The sequence below is a fragment of the Streptomonospora halophila genome (assembly GCF_039542725.1).
Classification (GTDB): Bacteria; Actinomycetota; Actinomycetes; order Streptosporangiales; family Streptosporangiaceae; genus Streptomonospora; species Streptomonospora halophila.
In genome coordinates, this window is record NZ_BAABIK010000026.1 from 67,366 (window position 1) to 84,998 (window position 17,633).

Genomic DNA, 17,633 nt, shown 5'->3' on the forward strand with positions numbered 1-17,633 from the left:
GACGCCGGAGACGCTCATAGCCGAAGACAGCGCGTTCTAGCGCTTCACGTAGCTCCCCATGCCCGACTGCGTGCGAATGAGTCCTTCCGCGCGCAAGGCACGGTGGACCTTCTGACCGGTTGACGTGCTGATGCCATAGATCTCTTGGAGCTTGAGGACAGACGGGATCTTGTCTCCCGGCTTCAGCTCGCCGCGCTGAATCTGGCCGCGGATGATCTCGGCTACCTGCTCCCATCGCGGGCGGTCGTCCTCGAATTCGTAGGGCACGCACGAACCGTAGGCACGGCAACGTGACCAGCCAAGATGCACCACACCTACCATGGCAACCTTGGTAGGTGTATCGTCAGAGCTTGACCCGCACATAGCGGGACCCCGCGACGGTTGCAGCCGTCCGGGGTCGTGGCCTACCTGATGGAAGCAGGCAGACATGCATCACCTTACCGCCGTAATCGCCGCGCTACTGCGCGCGGTCTTCCCGCCGCCGGCCGGTCGCCACCACACGGCAGCGTCCGAGCACGCACCGGCGCACAGCGCCGTTGGCAGCGCGGACGCGCCGCGAGCGAGGGCGGGCAAGGCACACCGCATCCGCCCCTACGCACCTGCGACGACGTTCCTCGACTGGGAGCCGATCCCTGCCGATGCTCACGACGCGCCAGCGATGGTCCGCCCGTTCCTGGTCGCTGCGGAGCGCCGCCGCGAGATGGAGCGCGCAGAAGCCGACCGCCGCGGCGTTGCCGCCCTGGCCGCGATGGGCGGTGCCCGATGATCACATTCGAGTACCACGGCACCTGCACGAACGCTGCGACGCTGCGCCTAGAGGGTTATACGCCGCTCCACAGGCGCGCCCACGGCGAATTGAGCGTCTCCCTGCACGCATGTGCCGCGTGCGCTGAGTGGCTGACTGAGGCGTACATGAGTGGGCTGACCGTCTACACGTGCCCTTCCGATCCCGCACCCCGCGACCCCGTGACGACGTGTGGGACGGCTGTGCGCTTCGACGGACCGGACCCCGACGACGACGGGCCTGACGGCGGCAGCGACCCCGAAGACGACCCCGGGCCCCCGGTAGATGACGCGGTCGTGTTCACGCCCGCGGGTGATGTGATCCCTCCCCTTGACCTAGTAGGTGGATTCCTGGTGAGCCCATGCCCTGACTCCGAAGGCGAGCGAGACGACCGCGGCAACCCGACCGTGTTCCAGGTGGTAGCAGTCGGGGAGACGTCGATAGGCCGTGTGGTGGCGTCCGACGATGGACGTTGGACGCCCGTGGTGTTCCTCGGGCGTGAAGAGATCTTCGGCCCCGCGCATGAGTCGTTCTACGCGGCAGTGCACTGGGTGTTGGGGCGGCTGACCGTGATTCTCGACGGCCCCGAAGAGCTGGAACCGTCCGCGGTGTCGCCTATGCGGGTCTTCGACCACGAGTACACGCAGTACCGCGGCGGAGCGTGGCGCTCACCCGGATACGACGACTGACGCCACCGCGACCCTTGCTAGGGGCCGTGTCCAGCATCGGGCACGGCCCTTCTGTACGCCCGCAGAGATAGGGATGTTGCATGAAACCCTACGGGTTCATGATCGCCGGGTTCCTGATCACCATGGGCACGGTCGGCGACCGGATCGGGCGCCGCCGGCTGCTGCTGATCGGCGCCGCGGCCTTCGGCGCCGCCTCGATCGCGGCGGCCTACTCCACGAGCCCGGCCATGCTCATCGCCACCCGCACGGTGCTCGGCATCGCCGGTGCGACCCTCATGCCCTCGACGCTGGCGCTGATCAGCAACATGTTCCACGAGCCGCGCCAGCGGGCGACCGCGATCGCGGCGTGGGCGAGCTGCTTCATGGGCGGGACCGCCGTCGGCCCGGTCGTGGGCGGCGTGCTGCTGGAGTGGTTCTGGTGGGGCTCGGTGTTCCTGCTGGGCGTGCCCGTCATGGTGCTGCTGCTGGTCAGCGCACCCCTGTTGCTTCCCGAGCACCGCGATCCCGATGCCGGACGGCTGGACCTGGTCAGCGTCGCCCTGTCGCTGGCGGCGATCCTGCCCCTTGTCTACGGGCTCAAGGAGATCGCCGCGCACGGCCCCGCGCCGGTCGCCTTCGCGGCGATCGCGGCGGGCGCCGTCGTCGGTGCGCTCTTCGCACGCCGCCAGCTGCGCATGCCCGACCCCCTGCTGGACCTGCACCTGTTCGCCGACCGCGGCTTCACCGCCGGCCTGGGCGTGATGATGATCGGCGCGGTGGCCATGGGCGGCATGTTCCTGCTCATGTCGCAGTACCTGCAGCTCGTCGCCGGCCTCACCGCCCTCCAGGCCGGGCTCTGGCTGGTGCCGCCGTCCGTCCTGATGATCGCCGGCACCATGCTGGGCCCTTGGGCGGCCCGGAAGGCGGGCAGCGCCAACGTCATCGGGGGAGGCATGGTGCTGGCCGCGGTCGGGATGCTCGTGCTGACGCAGGTCGGCGCCGCGAACGGCACGGGGCTCGTGGTCGTGGGCCTGGCCGTGGCCTGCCTGGGCCTGGGGCCGGGCGCGGCCCTGGTGACCGACGTGGTCGTCGGTTCGGCGCCGCCCGAGAAGGCCGGCTCCGCGGCCTCGATGTCCGAGACGAGCGGAGAGTTCGGCATCGCCATGGGGGTGGCGCTGCTGGGCAGCCTGAGCACCGCCGTCTACCACGGGCTGGTCACTGTTCCCCCCGGGGTTCCGCCGGAGGCCGCGGCCGCCTCGCGCGACAGCCTCGCTTCGGCCGTCGCGGCCTCCGCGGAGCTGCCCGCCGACACCGCCGCGCACCTGCTCGCCCCCGCACGGGAGGCGTTCGCACTGGGCCTGAACGCGGCGGCCGTGGTCGGCGCGGTCGTGATGGGCGGGTTCGGCGCGGCCGCCGTCCTGCTGCTGCGCGCCCGCCGCTCCGCTCCCGCCCCCGCGCGCGAGACCGATGACGCCGGCGAAGCCGGGCACGCACCGGTCCGCGCTCAGGCGTGACCCTCCCCGGGCCCGCGCGCCTCTGCGGGCGGCCCTGCGAAGGCCGGTCCGGTGCGAACCGCACCGCGCCGAAGCGATGAGTTCGCCGGGCCGCCGGAGTCGGTACCGGTGAACCGCCGCATGAGGCGGCGGCGCCCGGCCGCGGGACCGCACCGATGGTTTCCGCACCGCCGCTCACGACGACACAGAAAGGCGATCCGATGCCGAACGGAACAGGTCTCGACGGGATGCTCCTGGCCAGCCGCGACCCGGAGCGGCTGCGCGCCTGGTACGCCTCCGCACTGGAGCCGCAGGAGGAGTTCGAGCAGGACCAGTACCGCATGCTCAAGTTCCGCACCTTCTACCTGGTCATCGACCACCGCGACGACGTCGCGGCCACCAACCCCGACCCGGCGAGGGTCGTCCTCAACTTCGACGTCGAGGACGCCCGCGCCGCCGTCAAGCGCATGGAGCAGGCCGGCACCCGGTGGGTCGCTCCCCTGGAGGACCGCGACGGCAGCCTGTTCGCCACGGCCACCGACCCCGACGGCAACTACGTGCAGGTCATCCAGTTGAGTGAAGAGCACCGGAACGCGATGTAGCCGGTGGGGCGGCGGCAGCCGCCGCCGGAGGAGGAGGAGGAGAGCGCGATGCTCGACGCAAGCAGGGCCTTCAGCAGTTTCGCGGTCGACGACACCGCGGCAGCCGAGCGGTTCTACACCGGGACGCTCGGCCTCACGGTCACCGGTGTCGCGGGGATGGAGGAGTACGGGCTCCTCGACCTGCGCCTGGCGCAGGACCGCGGGGTGCTGATCTATCCCAAGCCGGACTTCGTACCGGCGTCCTACACGATGATGCACTTCCCGGTCGACGACATCGACAAGGCCGTCGACGAGCTCGCGGCGCGCGGCGTGGAGTTCCTGCGCTACGACGCCTTCGAGCAGGACGCGAAGGGGATCACCCTCGGACGCCCGCGCAACGCGTGGTTCACCGATCCTGCGGGCAACGTCCTGGGACTCGTCCAGGACTGAGCCCGCCCTCGGACCCGGCGCGCGCCCCAGCCGCGGGCGCGACGCGCCGGTTCCCGCCCGCCTCTCGGCGGCCCGGCGGGCCGACCGGACGGGAGAGGCGGGCGGGAGGGGCCCGGGGCCCGGTACGGAATGCCGCAGCGCCCCGGCGGACCTCCGCACCCGGGGGGTTCCCGTGCGTCCTCGCCGCGTGCCCGGTGCCGGCGGAACCGGGCACCGCCCACGCCGGCCCCTCAGCGGTGAATCGTCCGTGCCGCAGCGGGTAAAGAGTCGGCATGCTGCCCTGGCTGACCCTGGAGTCGTTCCGCTCGGCGGTACACCGGATGCTGCTGGGCGGGGCGTGGTTGTGCCCGATCCTGCCCGCCGACGCGCTCGGCGCGACTGCGGGCGTGCACGCCCCCATAGCACCCGCCCCCCGCGTCGAGCTGGATCCCACACGCGTCGAGGAGCTGTGGTCGGAGCTGATCCGCCGCGAGCTGCCCGACTGGTAGCGTTCCCGGTCGGCCCAGGCGATCCCCTGCCCCGGACTCCGCGTGCGCCGGGCCCGCCGCGGCCCCCGCCCGGCGCGGCTCCGCCCTGTCCGTACTTCCACAGGAGGACCGCAGTAGTGGACGGCGCAGACCCCCCGGCGGTGCGCGCACCGCGCCGGCACCGGAGTCCGCGGCGCCCCGTTGTGCTGCGACGAATATCGCACCCAGCCCCACATGAATCCGCCGGAACGCGGGTACAGAGCGCACAGGCACGGTCTCCGGAACCCCCGTGCGCAGCAGGGATCCTCGGTGCCGCGCCGGCCCGGGGACCCTCCCGGAGCCGACCGGGGGCCGCGGCGCCCCCGAGGGCACACCGGCCACGGCCGCACCGCCCCTATCATGGCGCCCCGGTGGCCATCGGCCGCGCGAACCGGTTCGGAGACCGCCGACCGGAGACGAACGGGAGAGGAGCGTTGCGAAAGCGAAAAACGAAAGGCGCGTCTCGCGATTTCTACCCCGTGTCGCAACCGCGGCACGCGACAGGCGCTGCGCTACCGTCTTCACGCACGAACGGAGCCGCTCATTATCGCGGAAGGTCCCGGCACGACAGCGCCAGGATCAATATCCTATAACCATTCGGCGCGCATAAGGGAAGTATGCACCGATTGGCCGTAGAGTTTCCGGTCGAGGACTGCGAATAGCGCAACGGAATTTACTCCGGCACCAGTAGCGGTCCCGTGCAGGCACCTTCACGGGGTCGGGGGGAGAGGGCCGGGCCCTGCACGCCGAAGGCGTCACAACGACGGTACCTGCCCCGGGACTCCCGGTCCGGACCTCGGGAAGGAGTTGTCATCTCTCGATTCAGGTCCTACATACAAGAACATACGAACCCACCGGTCTTCTTCGTCTCAGGCGGGATCGTCCTCGTCTTCCTGATCCTGGGCGCGCTCTTCACCAGTGGGCTCGCTACGGTCGCCAGCAGCGTACTTACGTGGATCACCACGTATTTCGGCTGGTTTTACATTATGGCGGCCACTTTCTTCCTGGTGTTTGTACTCTGGGTGATGTTCAGCCGATTCGGTAACATCCGTCTCGGCCCGGACTCGTCACGTCCGGAGTTCGGGACGACCGCGTGGTTCGCCATGCTGTTCACCGCCGGCATGGGCATCGGCCTGGTGTTCTACGGCGTCAGTGAGCCGGTCGGCTACAACGCCAATCCGGCCCATCCCAACGAGGTCACCGCCAACACGTCGGCGTCCGCCTCCGAGGCGATGAACTCCACGCTGTTCCACTGGCTCTTCCACCCGTGGGCGATCTACATCGTGCTCGGCCTGGCCCTGGGCTACTTCTGCTTCCGCAAGGGCCTGCCGATGCGGCCCGCCTCAGCGCTGTACCCGCTGATCGGCAACCGCATCTACGGGTGGATCGGCAACCTGGTCGACGTCCTGGCCGTGTTCGGCACCCTGTTCGGCCTCGCCACCTCGCTGGGCATCGGCGCCCGCCAGGTCAACGCGGGTCTCACCTCCCTGTTCGGCGTACCCAACGTCTGGTGGATGCAGGTCATCATCGTCGCGCTCATCACCAGCGTCGCGGTGCTGAGTGTGATGCTCGGCATCGACAAGGGCATCCGCCGCCTGTCGGTGATCAACCTCTGGCTCGCCGTCATCCTGATGCTCTTGGTGTTCCTGTTCGGCCCGCGGCTGTACATCCTCACCGGCATGGCCGACTTCACCGGCTTCTACCTGCAGCACCTGCCGCAGACGAGCCTCTACGTCGCCAACCCCGCGACGGACCCGAACGGCTTCGACTTCCAGCAGTCCTGGACGCTCTTCTACTGGGGCTGGTGGATCTCCTGGTCGCCGTTCGTCGGCATGTTCATCGCGCGCATCTCCTACGGGCGCACGATCCGCCAGTTCATCACCGGCACCCTGTTCGCCCCGGTCGGCGCCTCCATCGTGTGGTTCAGCGTCTTCGGCGGCGCCGGGCTGTACTACGACAACCTCAAGGACGCCGGCATCGCCGAGCAGCCCGCCGAACTGGCGCTGTTCGCCCTGCTCGACCAGCTGCCCATGCCGGAGATCATGGCTGCGCTGCTCTCGGTGCTGACGATCGTAGTGGTCGTGCTGTTCTTCGCCACCTCCTCCGACTCGGGCTCGCTGGTCGTGGACATGCTGACCAACGGCGGCGACCCCCACCCGATCAAGCTGCAGCGGTTCTTCTGGGCCGTCACGGAGGGCCTGGTCACCATCGTCCTGCTGATGTCGGCGATCGGCATGCAGGAGGGCGACGCGGACCCGCTGTCGACACTGCAGTCGGCGTCACTGGTCACCGGACTGCCGTTCGCCGTCGTCCTGATCGTCATCTGCTTCGGCATCGTCAAGGCGTTGCGAAGCGAGGACCTACGGGTAATGGTCCCCGGAACGACGCCTCCGACCCGCGGAGGCGAGAGCAGGGTGCACGTCGACCCGCCCGGCGACGTGGACCGGGCCAAGGCCCGGTCGGGGTCCGCGACCGGCTCGGCCGAGGAGCCGGGCTCGTCGTCCTCGGACAGCAGCGACAGCGGCGCTTGAGATCCAGTGAGGAATGAGCATGCCCACTAAGAGGAGAAGGACGAATCCGTTCCGCGGCGTCCTGGACATGATGAGCGAGATGAACCGCATCTCCGACACCATGTCCAACCTGGAGACCAGTTCGGCGACGGCAACGCCGCGCGGGTTCTCCGACGCCTGGAGCCCGCCCACCGACATCTTCGCCCGCGGCGAGGACCTCTTCATCCGGTGCGAGCTGGCGGGCGTCATGTCCGAGGACGTCGATGTCTCGTTCTCGCACGGACAGCTCACCATCGCCGGCGAGCGCAAGCGGGACGACACCGATGTCATCTACTACGCGTCGGAGCGCTACCTGGGCAACTTCCGGCGGGAGATCACCCTGCCGGAGGGGACCGACGACGACGACGTCTCGGCCGACTTCGACGACGGACTGCTGACGATCCGCGTCGCAGGCGCCGCCAACGCCGAGGGCCCCAGCCGCATCCAGGTGAACAGCAAGAAGAAGCCCCGCTGACGCCAGCGGACTGCGCATGAACGAAGGCGCCCGGCCGATCCGATCGGCCGGGCGCCTTCGCGTCGAAAGAGGCGCGCCCTAGAAGACGCGGCCCTGGTCGTAGGGGCCGATGACCGCCAGCACCTCCGGGCCGCCCAGGACGTCCGCGGCGACCTCGGCGACGTCCTCGGCCGTCACCGCGTCGAACAGGGCGAGGTCGTCGTCCAGCGAGAAGTGCCGCGGGTAGGCCAGCTCGTGCACCGTCAGCCGCCCCATGCGGGCGTTGCTGCCCTCGGCTCCCAGCACCCATGAGCCCTTGATCTGGCCCTTGGCGCGCTCCAGCTCCTCGCCGCCGATACCGGTCGCCGCCGCCTTCGCGAGCTCCTCGCGGCACACGCCCAGCACCTCGTCGATCTTGTCGGGCAGGCAGCCCGCGTAGACCTGGAAGAGGCCGGTGTCGGCGTAGGAGCTGTGGAAGGCCTGGACGGCGTAGGCCAGTCCGCGCTTCTCGCGCACCTCCTGGAACAGCCGGGAGGACATCCCTCCGCCCAGCGCCGAGGCCAGCACGCGCAGCGCGTACCAGCGCCCGTCGGTGCGCGGCAGGCCCTCGCGTCCCAGGATCAGGTGCGCCTGCTCGGTGTCGCGGGCGACCGCCCGGGTCCCGTTGTAGGCGGGTACCCGCTCGCCGCCGATGCGCGGCCGGGCGGGCCGCGCGTCGCCGGCGGCGGCGCGCTGCTCAGCGAACAGCTCGCGCACCTGCGCGACGACCGCGTCGTGGTCCAGGTTCCCGGCGGCGGCCACGACCAGCTCGCCGGGCACGTAGGCGGAGCGGTACTGCTCGAAGATGCGGTCGCGGGTCAGGGAGGCGATGGAGTCGTTGGTGCCCAGGATCGGCCGGCCCAGGGCGGAGTCGGCGTAGACGTGCTCGGCGAAGACGTCGTCGATGAGGTCGGCCGGCTCGTCCTCGTTCATCGCGATCTCTTCCAGGATCACCCCGCGCTCGGTCTCGACCTCGCCGGCGTCCAGCACCGAGCCCGCCACCATGTCGCCCACGACGTCGATCGCCAGCGGCAGGTCGCGGTCCAGCACCTTCGCGTAGTAGCAGGTGTGTTCCTTGGTGGTGTAGGCGTTGTGGTCGGCGCCCACGCTGTCGAGCAGCGCCGAGATCTCCATCGGGCCGCGCCGCCGGGTGCCCTTGAACAGCAGGTGCTCCAGGAAGTGGGCCGAGCCCGCGTGGAGGGGGTCCTCGTCGCGCGAACCGGTGGTGGCCGATATCCCGAAGGCCGCCGAGCGGAGTCCGGGCATCGCCTCGGTCACGACCCGGAGTCCGCCGGGCAGGACGGTCCGCCGCACCAGCCCGGAACCGTCGCCCGGTTCCAGCAGGGTGACGGTGCTGCCGGGGTCCTGCTCGGCGGCGATGGGCGCAGAGGTCATACTCGAGTGTCGCCTTCCTGGACGTGGCGTGGGTCGGGCGGGGAGCAACCGGATGCGGTGGTGTGCCGCCGCCGGGGGCACCGACGACGCGGGGCGGCCGCACCCCAGGTGCGACCGCCCCCTCGATCCTAGGCGCTGATCAGGTGTTCTCGCCGCCGCCGCTGCGGGTGCGGCGCCGGCGTCGGGTCCCCGCCCCGCCGGAGGCGGACTCGGCGTCGTCGTCGCCCTCCTCCTCGGCCGCGGGCTCGGAGCCGTTGGCGGAGGCGGACTCGGCCTCGACGACCTCGACCGGCACGAGCGAGAGCTTGCCGCGGTCGTCGATCTCGCGGATCTCGACCTGGATCTTCTCGCCGATGCTGACGACGTCCTCCAGGTTCTCGATCCGCTTGCCGCCGTGCAGCTTGCGGATCTGCGAGATGTGCAGGAGGCCGTCCTTGCCGGGCAGCAGAGAGACGAACGCGCCGAAGGCCGTGGTCTTGACGACCGTGCCCAGGTAGCGGTCGCCGACCTCCGGCATGGTCGGGTTGGCGATGCTGTTGATCGTGTCGCGCGCCGCCTCGGCCGATGGGCCGTCGGTGGCGCCGATGTAGATCGTGCCGTCGTCCTCGATCGTGATGTCGGCCCCGGTGTCGTCCTGGATCGAGTTGATCATCTTGCCCTTGGGGCCGATGACCTCGCCGATCTTGTCGACCGGGACCTTGACCGTGAGGATGCGCGGCGCGTACGGGCTCATCTCGGCCGGACGCGTGATGGCCTCCTGCATGACCTCCAGGATGGCCAGCCGCGCGCCGCGGGCCTGCTGCAGCGCCTGCGACAGCTGCGAGGCGGGGATGCCGTCGAGCTTGGTGTCCAGCTGCAGCGCGGTGATCAGCTCGCGGGTGCCGGCGACCTTGAAGTCCATGTCGCCGAAGGCGTCCTCGGCGCCGAGGATGTCGGTCAGCGTGACGTACTCGTCGCCCTCGCTGATCAGGCCCATCGCGATGCCCGACACCATCTCCTTCAGCGGCACGCCGGCCTGCATCAGCGACATGGTCGAGGCGCAGACCGACCCCATGGAGGTGGAGCCGTTGGAGCTGATCGCCTCCGACACCTGCCGGATCGCGTAGGGGAAGTCCTCACGCGAGGGCAGCACCGGAAGCAGCGCCCGCTCGGCGAGCGCGCCGTGGCCGATCTCGCGGCGCTTGGGCGATCCCACCCGGCCGGTCTCGCCGGTGGAGTAGGGCGGGAAGTTGTAGTTGTGCATGTAGCGCTTGGTGCGCTCGGGGTTGAGCGTGTCGACCATCTGCTCCATGCGCAGCATGTTCAGGGTCGTGACACCCAGGATCTGGGTCTCGCCGCGCTCGAACAGGGCCGAGCCGTGCACCCGCGGAACCACGGAGACCTCGGCGCCGAGCTGGCGGATGTCCTTGGGGCCGCGGCCGTCGATGCGGACCTTGTCGCGCAGCACGCGCTCGCGCATGAGCTGCTTGGTCAGCGAGCGGAACGCCGCGCCGATCTCCTTCTCGCGGCCCTCGAAGTCCTCGCCGAGCTTCTCGGCGGCCAGCGCCTTGACGCGGTCCAGCTCCGTCTCGCGGTCCTGCTTCTCGGCGATGGTCAGCGCCTCGCTGAGCTGGTCGCGCACCGCGGTCTCGACGGCGCCGTAGACGTCGTCCTCGTAGTCCAGGAAGATCGGGAACTCGCCGACCTCCTTGGCGGCCTGGTCTGCCAGCGCCTGCTGGGCCCGGCACAGCACCTTGATGAACGGCTTGGCGGCCTCAAGGCCCTCGGCGACGGTCTGCTCGTTGGGGCCCACCGCGCCGTCGGCCACGAGCTGCAGGGTCCGCACCGTGGACTCGGCCTCGACCATCATGATCGCGACGTCGCCGTCGTCGAGGACGCGGCCCGCCACCACCATGTCGAAGGTGGCCTCCTGCAGCTCGGTGTGGGTGGGGAAGGCCACCCACTGGCCGCGGATCAGCGCCACGCGCACGCCGCCGATCGGGCCCGAGAAGGGCAGGCCGGCGAGCTGGGTGGACATCGACGCGGCGTTGATGGCGACCACGTCGTAGAGGTGCTCGGGGTCGAGCGACATGATCGTCTCGACGACCTGGATCTCGTTGCGCAGGCCGTGCTTGAACGACGGCCGCAGCGGGCGGTCGATCAGCCGGCAGGTCAGGATCGCGTCCTCGGACGGACGCCCCTCGCGCCGGAAGAACGAGCCGGGGATGCGTCCCGCGGCGTACATGCGCTCCTCGACGTCGACCGTCAGCGGGAAGAAGTCCAGCGACTCCTTCGGGCGCTTGGAGGCCGAGGTGGCCGAGAGCACCATGGTCTCGTCGTCGAGGTAGGCCACTGCGGAACCGGCGGCCTGGCGGGCCATGCGGCCGGTCTCGAAGCGGATGGTACGGGAGCCGAAGGTGCCGTTGTCGATCACGGCTTCGGCGGAATACGCGCCCTCCATGGGCGTCCTCCTCATACAGGGTTACGGCTGTTCGGACTCGTCCCGCGCCCGTAGCCCCGGAGGATTGTCGAGAGTCGCCGCCGCCCGGCGGCGCGGGCGGCTCGATGCCTGCCGGCGCAGCAGGACCGGCGGCGGCCGGCCATCGATCGAAGCCTGCGGCTCGCCCTGGGACAGGCCGCAGACCACTACCGAGGACCGGCCTCGACACGGCAGCCGAGGCGGGGAGCGCGGGAGCGCTCTGCCACGAGCCTTGTCGGCTCGGTGCGGTCTTCTGTGCGGTTGTAGCGTCGGCCCGCCCGGCGGGAGCCGCCACTTGGGACGATACCCGCCGATCGGGGCCGAGGCCGATAGGTCCACACTACTAAGAAGGGGAGTGGCCCCGGCCACTCCCCTATCGCCGCGTCGTCAGCGGCGCAGCCCCAGCCGCTGGATCAGCTGGCGGTACCGGTTGATGTCCTGCTTCTGGATGTACTTCAGCAGGCGCCGGCGCCGGCCGACCATCAGCAGCAGCCCGCGGCGGCTGTGGTGGTCCTGCTTGTGGGTCTTGAGGTGCTCGGTCAGCTCCGTGATGCGGTGGGTCAGCAGTGCGACCTGGACATCGGGGGAGCCGGTGTCGCCTTCCTTCGTGCCGAAGTCGGCGAGGATCCTCTGCTTGGTGGCGGCGTCGATCGACACGTCGCTCCTTCTCGGATAATCGGTACGCAGACGTCAGGGACCCCGGCGCGCTTCGATCGGATCGGCAGCGAGCACGGGCCGGTGACCACGCGTACGAACAGTCACCGTCAGCGGTCCGGAAACTCCCGCGGCGAGCCGGCGGGCGCCGCATCCGGATGCTCGGCCCGACATGCGGGCAGGTGTATGCGGCCTTCGTCGGCCAGTCTATAGCACCGCGCGGGCCGCCGGGACACGGCGCGGTCCGGCGCGATGCGGCCGCGCCCCCGCGGACGTGCGCCGCGGCCTGCGCCTTTGCCGCGCCGCTCCACCGCCGCCCCGGGAGGCCTCAGGACTCGGCCGCCAGCTCCCGCGCCCGGTCGACGTCGCGCGCCATCGCCTCGATCAGTTCCTCCACGCTGTCGAAGCGCAGCTGGCCGCGGATGCGGTGGGTGAACTCCATGGCCATGGGCCGCCCGTAGAGGGCGAGGTCGTCGCGGTCCAGCGCGTAGCCCTCGACCGTGCGCGCCGCGCCTTCGAAGGTCGGGTTGGTGCCCACCGAGATCGCGGCGGGCCACACCGCGTCGGTACCGGGCTCGGCGTCGCGGAGCAGCATCCGCCCGGCGTAGACCCCGTCGGCGGGCACTGCGGTACCGGCGGGGTGGTCCAGGTTGGCGGTGGGAAAGCCCAGCAGCTCGCGGCCGCGCGCCGCGCCGTGCACGACCACGCCCTCGACCCGGTGCGGTCGGCCCAGCTCCAGTCGGGCGCCCTCGACGTCGCCGCCCTCCAGAGTCGCGCGGATGCGCGTGGAGGTGACGGTGTCGGCGCCGGCGACCAGCGGCAGACCCTCGGCCGCGAAGTCGTACTTCTCCCCCAGCTCGCGCAGGGTCTCGACGGTGCCTGCGGCGCGGTGCCCGAAGCGGAAGTCCTCACCGACGACGACGGCCGCCGCGCCCAGGCCCTCGACCAGCACCCGGCGCACGAAGTCGTCGGCGCTCAGGCGGGACAGCTCCGCGGTGAAGGGCAGCACGCACACCGCGTCGGCCCCGCACTCGGCCAGCAGCTCGGTCTTGCGCGGCTCGGGGGTCAGCACCGCGGGCGGCTCGCCGCCGCGCACGACGGCGTCGGGGTGGGGCTCGAAGGTGACCACCACGACGGGCAGCCCCAGCTCGCCGGCGCGCTCCACAGCGGTGCGCACGATGGCCTGGTGCCCGCGGTGCACGCCGTCGAAGACGCCGATGGTCACGACGGAACGGCCCCAGTCGCGGGGCACCTCCTCCAGACCGTGCCAAGCCCGCACGTCCAACAGCTCCCCTCCGGATGCGTCGCCTCGTCCGCTGCCCAGGTTCGCACGGCCGCGCGGGCTCTGCGCGCGCGGGCGGCCGTGTCCCGGCCCACACGGGCACGCGGGTCCGGGCGCGGCGCGCGCGGCCGTGTACCCCCGGCCGCGCTCGGCTCAACCGTACCGCCCGAGCGGACGGGGGCGGCGTAGCGAGGCCGCGGCGCGGCAGGGCCTGCGGGTCGGCGGAACGGGCCGCGGACGCCCGGTGGAGGCGCGGCTCGCGTCCCTGCGCCGTCCCCCGAGCGGTGCGCTCAGGCCGCCTCGAACACCACGATCGGCTTGGCGTAGCCCGGGCGGTCCTCGGCCAGCGCGACGACGGTGCCGTCCTGTGCGAACAGCCCGACGGGGCCGGGGCCCTGCTCGCCGGGCGAGATCCGGTTGCCGTGGGCGATCCTGCGCACCTCGTCGGAGTCGAGCACCCGCACGGGGAACGCCGACGCGACCGCCTGCGCCAGCGGCACGGCCGTGAACTCCTCGGCCAGCTGCTCCAGAGTGCGGGCCTGGGAGATGTCGTAGGGGCCGACGCGGGTCCGGCGCAGGGCGGTGAGGTGGCCGCCCACGCCCAGCGCGGCGCCCAGGTCCCGCGCCAGCGCGCGGATGTAGGTCCCGCTGGAGCAGGTGACGCGGGCGTCGACGTCGACGAACGCGCCGTCGGGGCCGTCGACGCGCCGGACGTCCTCGACCGCGAACTCCGAGACCGTCACCTCGCGGGAGGCCAGTTCGACCTCCTCGCCCGAGCGCGCGGACTTGTATGCGCGCCTGCCGTCGACCTTGATCGCGCTGAACTGCGGCGGAACCTGGCTGATGGTCCCGGTCAGCGCGGCGGCGCCGGCCAGCACGGCCTCGTCCGCCACGGCGGAGGCGTCGGTGCGCGTGCCCGCCTCGCCCTCGGCGTCGTCGGTGTTGGTGGTCAGCCCCAGGCGCAGCGTCGCGGTGTAGGCCTTCTCGGTGAGGGTGAGGTGCCCGAGCAGCTTGGTGCCCTTGCCGATACCGAGCACGAGCACGCCGGTGGCCATGGGGTCGAGCGTGCCCGCGTGGCCGACCTTGCGGGTTCCGGCCAGTCGGCGGGTGCGGGCGACCACATCGTGGGAGGTCCAGTCGGCCGGCTTGTCGACGATCACGACGCCGCTGTCGGTCATGGGGTCGGGGTTTCCTTGTCCGGACGAGTCGCCCCGCGTTCCGCGCGGGGAGACGGGGGCGGCCGGACGGAGCAGGCACTCCGTCCGGGGGCGGGAGGCCCGCCGGAACCGACGCCTCCGCCGACCGGGCGCGTGCGGCGCCCGGCCGGCGGAGGTGTGCGGGCCGGGCACGGATGCCGCGGCGCCGGAGGATCTACTCCTCGTCGTCTTCGGGCCGCCGCGGCTCCTTGTAGGGGTCGGGGTCGCCCGCCGGCGTGGCGGCGGAGGCGGCCTGGGCCACCTCGGCGTCGGAGAGGCGGGCCTGCGCCAGGAGCGTCTCGATGTGCTCGGCGTTGCGCTGCACATCGTCGCTCTTGAACGTCAGGCTCGGCGTGTGCCGCAGGCCCGTCTGGCGGCCGACCTCGGTGCGGATGATGCCCTTGGCGCTCTCCAGGGCCGCCGCGGTGCCGGCTTTCTCCTCGTCGGAGCCGAACACCGTGTAGTAGACCGTGGCGTCGCGCAGGTCGTTGGTGAGCCGCGCGTCCGTCACCGTGACGAAGCCCAGGCGCGGGTCCTTGACCCGGCGCTCCAGCATCTCCGCGACGATCCGCTGAATGCGGTCGGCGAGTTTGCGCGCTCGTGCGGCGTCAACCATCGTTCTCTAGTCTTCCTCTGGGCTGAAGAGCCGCTGCCTCGCGGAGAGCAGCTCGACCTCGGGGCGCTCCGCGACGAGCCGCTCGCATGTGTCCAGCAACTGCGAGCAATGGGCTGCGGTTGCGGCCACGACGGCCACACCGATCTCGGACCTGCGGTAGAGGTCCTGGTCGCCGGTCTCGGCGACCGACGCGGAGCACGCGCGCTGCAGCTCGGCCACGATGGGCCGCACCACCGAGCGCTTCTGCTTCAGGGAACGCACGTCTCCGAGCAGGATGTCCAGTGTCAATGCCCCGACGAACATGCGCCCACCCTGTGTGCCGCGCGCCGCGGATCGCGATTCAGATGTCATGTGGCGGCCGCATGACGGAGCGGCCGGACCGGTCGTGGAAGTAGAAGGGCGGCGCCGACCCGCGGACCCCCGGCCGGACGGCCGGGGGTCCGCGGAAGGACCGCGGCCCCGATCAGTCGCGAGGCTTCTCGCGCATCTCGTAGGTCTCGATCGTGTCGCCGATGCGGACGTCGTTGTAGCCGACGCCGATACCGCACTCGAAGCCCTCGCGGACCTCGGTGGCGTCGTCCTTGAACCGCCGCAGCGAATCCACGTTGAGGTTCTCCGAGACGACGATCCCCTCGCGGATGAGCCGCGCCTTCGTGTTGCGCCGGATGGTGCCGCCGCGCACGATCGAACCGGCGATGTTGCCGACCCGCGGGACCTTGAAGACCTCGCGGATCTCGGCGGAGCCGAGCTGGACCTCCTCGTAGATGGGCTTGAGGAGCCCCTTGACCGCCGCCTCGATCTCGTCGATCGCCTGGTAGATGACCGAGTAGTAGCGGATGTCGACGCCCATGCGGTCGGCGAGCTCGCTGTTCTTGCCCTCCGGGCGGACGTTGAACCCGACGATGATCGCACCGGCCGACGCGGCCAGGTTGATGTCGTTCTGCGTGATCGCGCCGACGCCGCGGCCGATGACGCGGATGTCGACTTCCTCGCCGCCGACGTCGATCTTGGACAGCGACTCCTCGAGCGCCTCGACCGACCCGGACATGTCGCCCTTGACGATCAGCAGCAGCTCGTTGCGCTCGCCCTCGGCCAGCGCGTCCTTCCAGGTGTCGATGGTGACCCTGCGGGTCGACCGGCTCTGCTGGGCGAACCGCTCGCGGGCCTCGCGCTGCTGGGCGATCTGGCGGGCCACCCGGTCGTCCTTGACGACCAGGAAGCTGTCGCCGGCGCTGGGCACGTTGGTCAGACCCAGCACCTGCACCGGACGCGAGGGCTCGGCGCTCTTCACGTTGGTGCCGTGCTCGTCGAGCATGGCCCGGACGCGCCCGTAAGCGTCGCCGCAGACGATGGAGTCGCCGACGTTGAGCGTGCCCCGCTGCACCAGCACCGTGGCCATGGAGCCGCGGCCGCGGTCGAGGTAGGCCTCGATCGCCAGCCCCTGGGCCTCCATCTCCGGGTTGGCCCGCAGGTCCAGCGCCGCGTCGGAGGTCAGCACGACCGCCTCAAGCAGCGAGTTGAGGTTCTCGCCCCGCAGGGCGGAGATCTCGACGCACTGCACGTCGCCGCCGAACTCCTCGGCGACCACGCCGTACTCGGTGAGCTGGGCGCGCACCCGCTGCGGGTCGGCGCCCTCGACGTCGATCTTGTTGATCGCCACCACGATCGGGACCTCGGCCGCCTTGGCGTGGTCGATGGCCTCGGCCGTCTGCGGCTTCACGCCGTCGTCGGCCGCCACCACCAGCACCGCGATGTCGGTGGCCTGGGCACCGCGGGCACGCATGGCGGTGAACGCCTCGTGGCCCGGGGTGTCGATGAAGGTGATCTTGCGGTCTTCGCCGTCGACCTCGGTGCCGACCTGGTAGGCGCCGATGTGCTGGGTGATGCCCCCGGCCTCGCCGCCGACCACGTTGGAGCTGCGGATGGTGTCCAGCAGCTTGGTCTTGCCGTGGTCGACGTGGCCCATGACGGTGACCACCGGCGGACGCGGACGCAGGTCCTCGTCGGTACCGGCGTCCTCGCCGAACTCGATGGAGAAGGACTCCAGGAGCTCGCGGTCCTCGTCCTCGGGGCTGACGACCTCGACGTTGTACTTCAGCTCGTCGCCGAGCAGCTGCAGGGTCTCGTCCGGCAGGGACTGCGTGGCGGTGACCATCTCGCCCAGGTGCAGCAGCACCTGCACCAGCGACGCCGGGTTGACCTCGACCTTGTCGCCGAAGTCGGCCAGCGAGGCCCCGCGCGACAAGCGGATGGTCTGCCCGTTGCCGCTCGGGATCTTCACGCCGCCGAACGACGGCGCCTGCATGTCGTTGAACTCTTGGCGGCGCTGCTTCTTGGACTTGCGCTGGCGACCCGGACGCCCGCCGGGACGGCCGAACGCGCCCGCCGTACCGCCGCCGCGGCCGCGACCTCCGCGGCGCAGGTCGGCGAAGCCGCCGGGACGACCGCCGCCGCCACCGCTACCGGGGCGCGGACCCGCGCCGGTGCCAAGTCGGAGGCCAAGCGGTC

The 17,633-nt window shown here is 71.1% G+C and carries 15 protein-coding genes; 7 read left to right on the top strand and 8 right to left on the bottom strand.

All coding sequences use genetic code 11. The features are described from left to right. Positions 1-36: 36 nt before the first annotated feature. The gene (locus tag ABEA15_RS19960) at positions 37-267 is read right to left on the bottom strand and encodes a GntR family transcriptional regulator (protein ID WP_345558190.1); all 231 of its coding nucleotides are present in this window, start codon (positions 265-267) and stop codon (positions 37-39) included. Positions 268-762: 495 nt separating this feature from the next. Between ABEA15_RS19960 and ABEA15_RS19965 the strand changes: the two genes are divergently transcribed. From ABEA15_RS19965 to ABEA15_RS19995, 7 genes are all read left to right on the top strand, one after another. Next, positions 763-1,473 (top strand): hypothetical protein, encoded by a 711-nt coding sequence (locus ABEA15_RS19965; protein WP_345558191.1) that lies wholly within the window; start codon positions 763-765, stop codon positions 1,471-1,473. A gap of 80 nt (positions 1,474-1,553) precedes the next feature. Beyond that, positions 1,554-2,966 carry an MFS transporter gene (locus ABEA15_RS19970; RefSeq protein WP_345558192.1) on the top strand — a complete coding sequence of 471 codons (1,413 nt, stop codon included), beginning with the start codon at positions 1,554-1,556 and terminating at the stop codon, positions 2,964-2,966. A 200-nt stretch (positions 2,967-3,166) separates the two neighbouring features. Beyond that, positions 3,167-3,547, top strand: a complete 381-nt coding sequence (locus ABEA15_RS19975) for a VOC family protein (protein WP_344142131.1) — start codon at positions 3,167-3,169, stop codon at positions 3,545-3,547. A 48-nt stretch (positions 3,548-3,595) separates the two neighbouring features. Continuing rightward, positions 3,596-3,976, top strand: a complete 381-nt coding sequence (locus ABEA15_RS19980; protein ID WP_345558193.1) for a VOC family protein — start codon at positions 3,596-3,598, stop codon at positions 3,974-3,976. Between the two features lie 272 nt (positions 3,977-4,248). Continuing rightward, entirely contained in the window at positions 4,249-4,464 is a 216-nt protein-coding gene (locus tag ABEA15_RS19985; protein ID WP_345558195.1) for a hypothetical protein, read from the top strand. Between the two features lie 896 nt (positions 4,465-5,360). Next, on the top strand, positions 5,361-7,013 hold the full coding sequence (locus tag ABEA15_RS19990; RefSeq protein WP_386699615.1) for a BCCT family transporter: 1,653 nt from the start codon (positions 5,361-5,363) through the stop codon (positions 7,011-7,013). Positions 7,014-7,032: 19 nt separating this feature from the next. Beyond that, positions 7,033-7,506, top strand: coding sequence for an Hsp20/alpha crystallin family protein (locus tag ABEA15_RS19995; protein WP_344142134.1), 474 nt, complete (start codon positions 7,033-7,035; stop codon positions 7,504-7,506). 78 nt (positions 7,507-7,584) lie between these two features. On the opposite strand, the gene ABEA15_RS20000 is transcribed toward ABEA15_RS19995, so the two are convergent. From ABEA15_RS20000 to ABEA15_RS20030, 7 genes are all read right to left on the bottom strand, one after another. Next, complete coding sequence (locus ABEA15_RS20000; RefSeq protein WP_344142135.1) at positions 7,585-8,919, bottom strand: M16 family metallopeptidase; 1,335 nt, start codon at positions 8,917-8,919, stop codon at positions 7,585-7,587. 139 nt (positions 8,920-9,058) lie between these two features. Beyond that, complete coding sequence (locus ABEA15_RS20005) at positions 9,059-11,359, bottom strand: polyribonucleotide nucleotidyltransferase (protein ID WP_345558197.1); 2,301 nt, start codon at positions 11,357-11,359, stop codon at positions 9,059-9,061. 405 nt (positions 11,360-11,764) lie between these two features. Continuing rightward, positions 11,765-12,034, bottom strand: coding sequence for a 30S ribosomal protein S15 (gene rpsO / locus ABEA15_RS20010; RefSeq protein WP_311543892.1), 270 nt, complete (start codon positions 12,032-12,034; stop codon positions 11,765-11,767). A 325-nt stretch (positions 12,035-12,359) separates the two neighbouring features. Further along, positions 12,360-13,310 (bottom strand): bifunctional riboflavin kinase/FAD synthetase, encoded by a 951-nt coding sequence (locus tag ABEA15_RS20015; RefSeq protein ID WP_345558205.1) that lies wholly within the window; start codon positions 13,308-13,310, stop codon positions 12,360-12,362. A gap of 293 nt (positions 13,311-13,603) precedes the next feature. After that, positions 13,604-14,491: a tRNA pseudouridine(55) synthase TruB gene (truB, locus tag ABEA15_RS20020; RefSeq protein ID WP_345558200.1), complete on the bottom strand. Its 888-nt coding sequence runs from the start codon at positions 14,489-14,491 to the stop codon at positions 13,604-13,606. Positions 14,492-14,684: 193 nt separating this feature from the next. Beyond that, on the bottom strand, positions 14,685-15,125 hold the full coding sequence (gene rbfA, locus ABEA15_RS20025) for a 30S ribosome-binding factor RbfA (RefSeq protein WP_344142139.1): 441 nt from the start codon (positions 15,123-15,125) through the stop codon (positions 14,685-14,687). Between the two features lie 6 nt (positions 15,126-15,131). Continuing rightward, positions 15,132-15,428 (bottom strand): DUF503 domain-containing protein, encoded by a 297-nt coding sequence (locus ABEA15_RS20030; RefSeq protein ID WP_344142140.1) that lies wholly within the window; start codon positions 15,426-15,428, stop codon positions 15,132-15,134. Positions 15,429-17,633 lie beyond the last annotated feature (2,205 nt).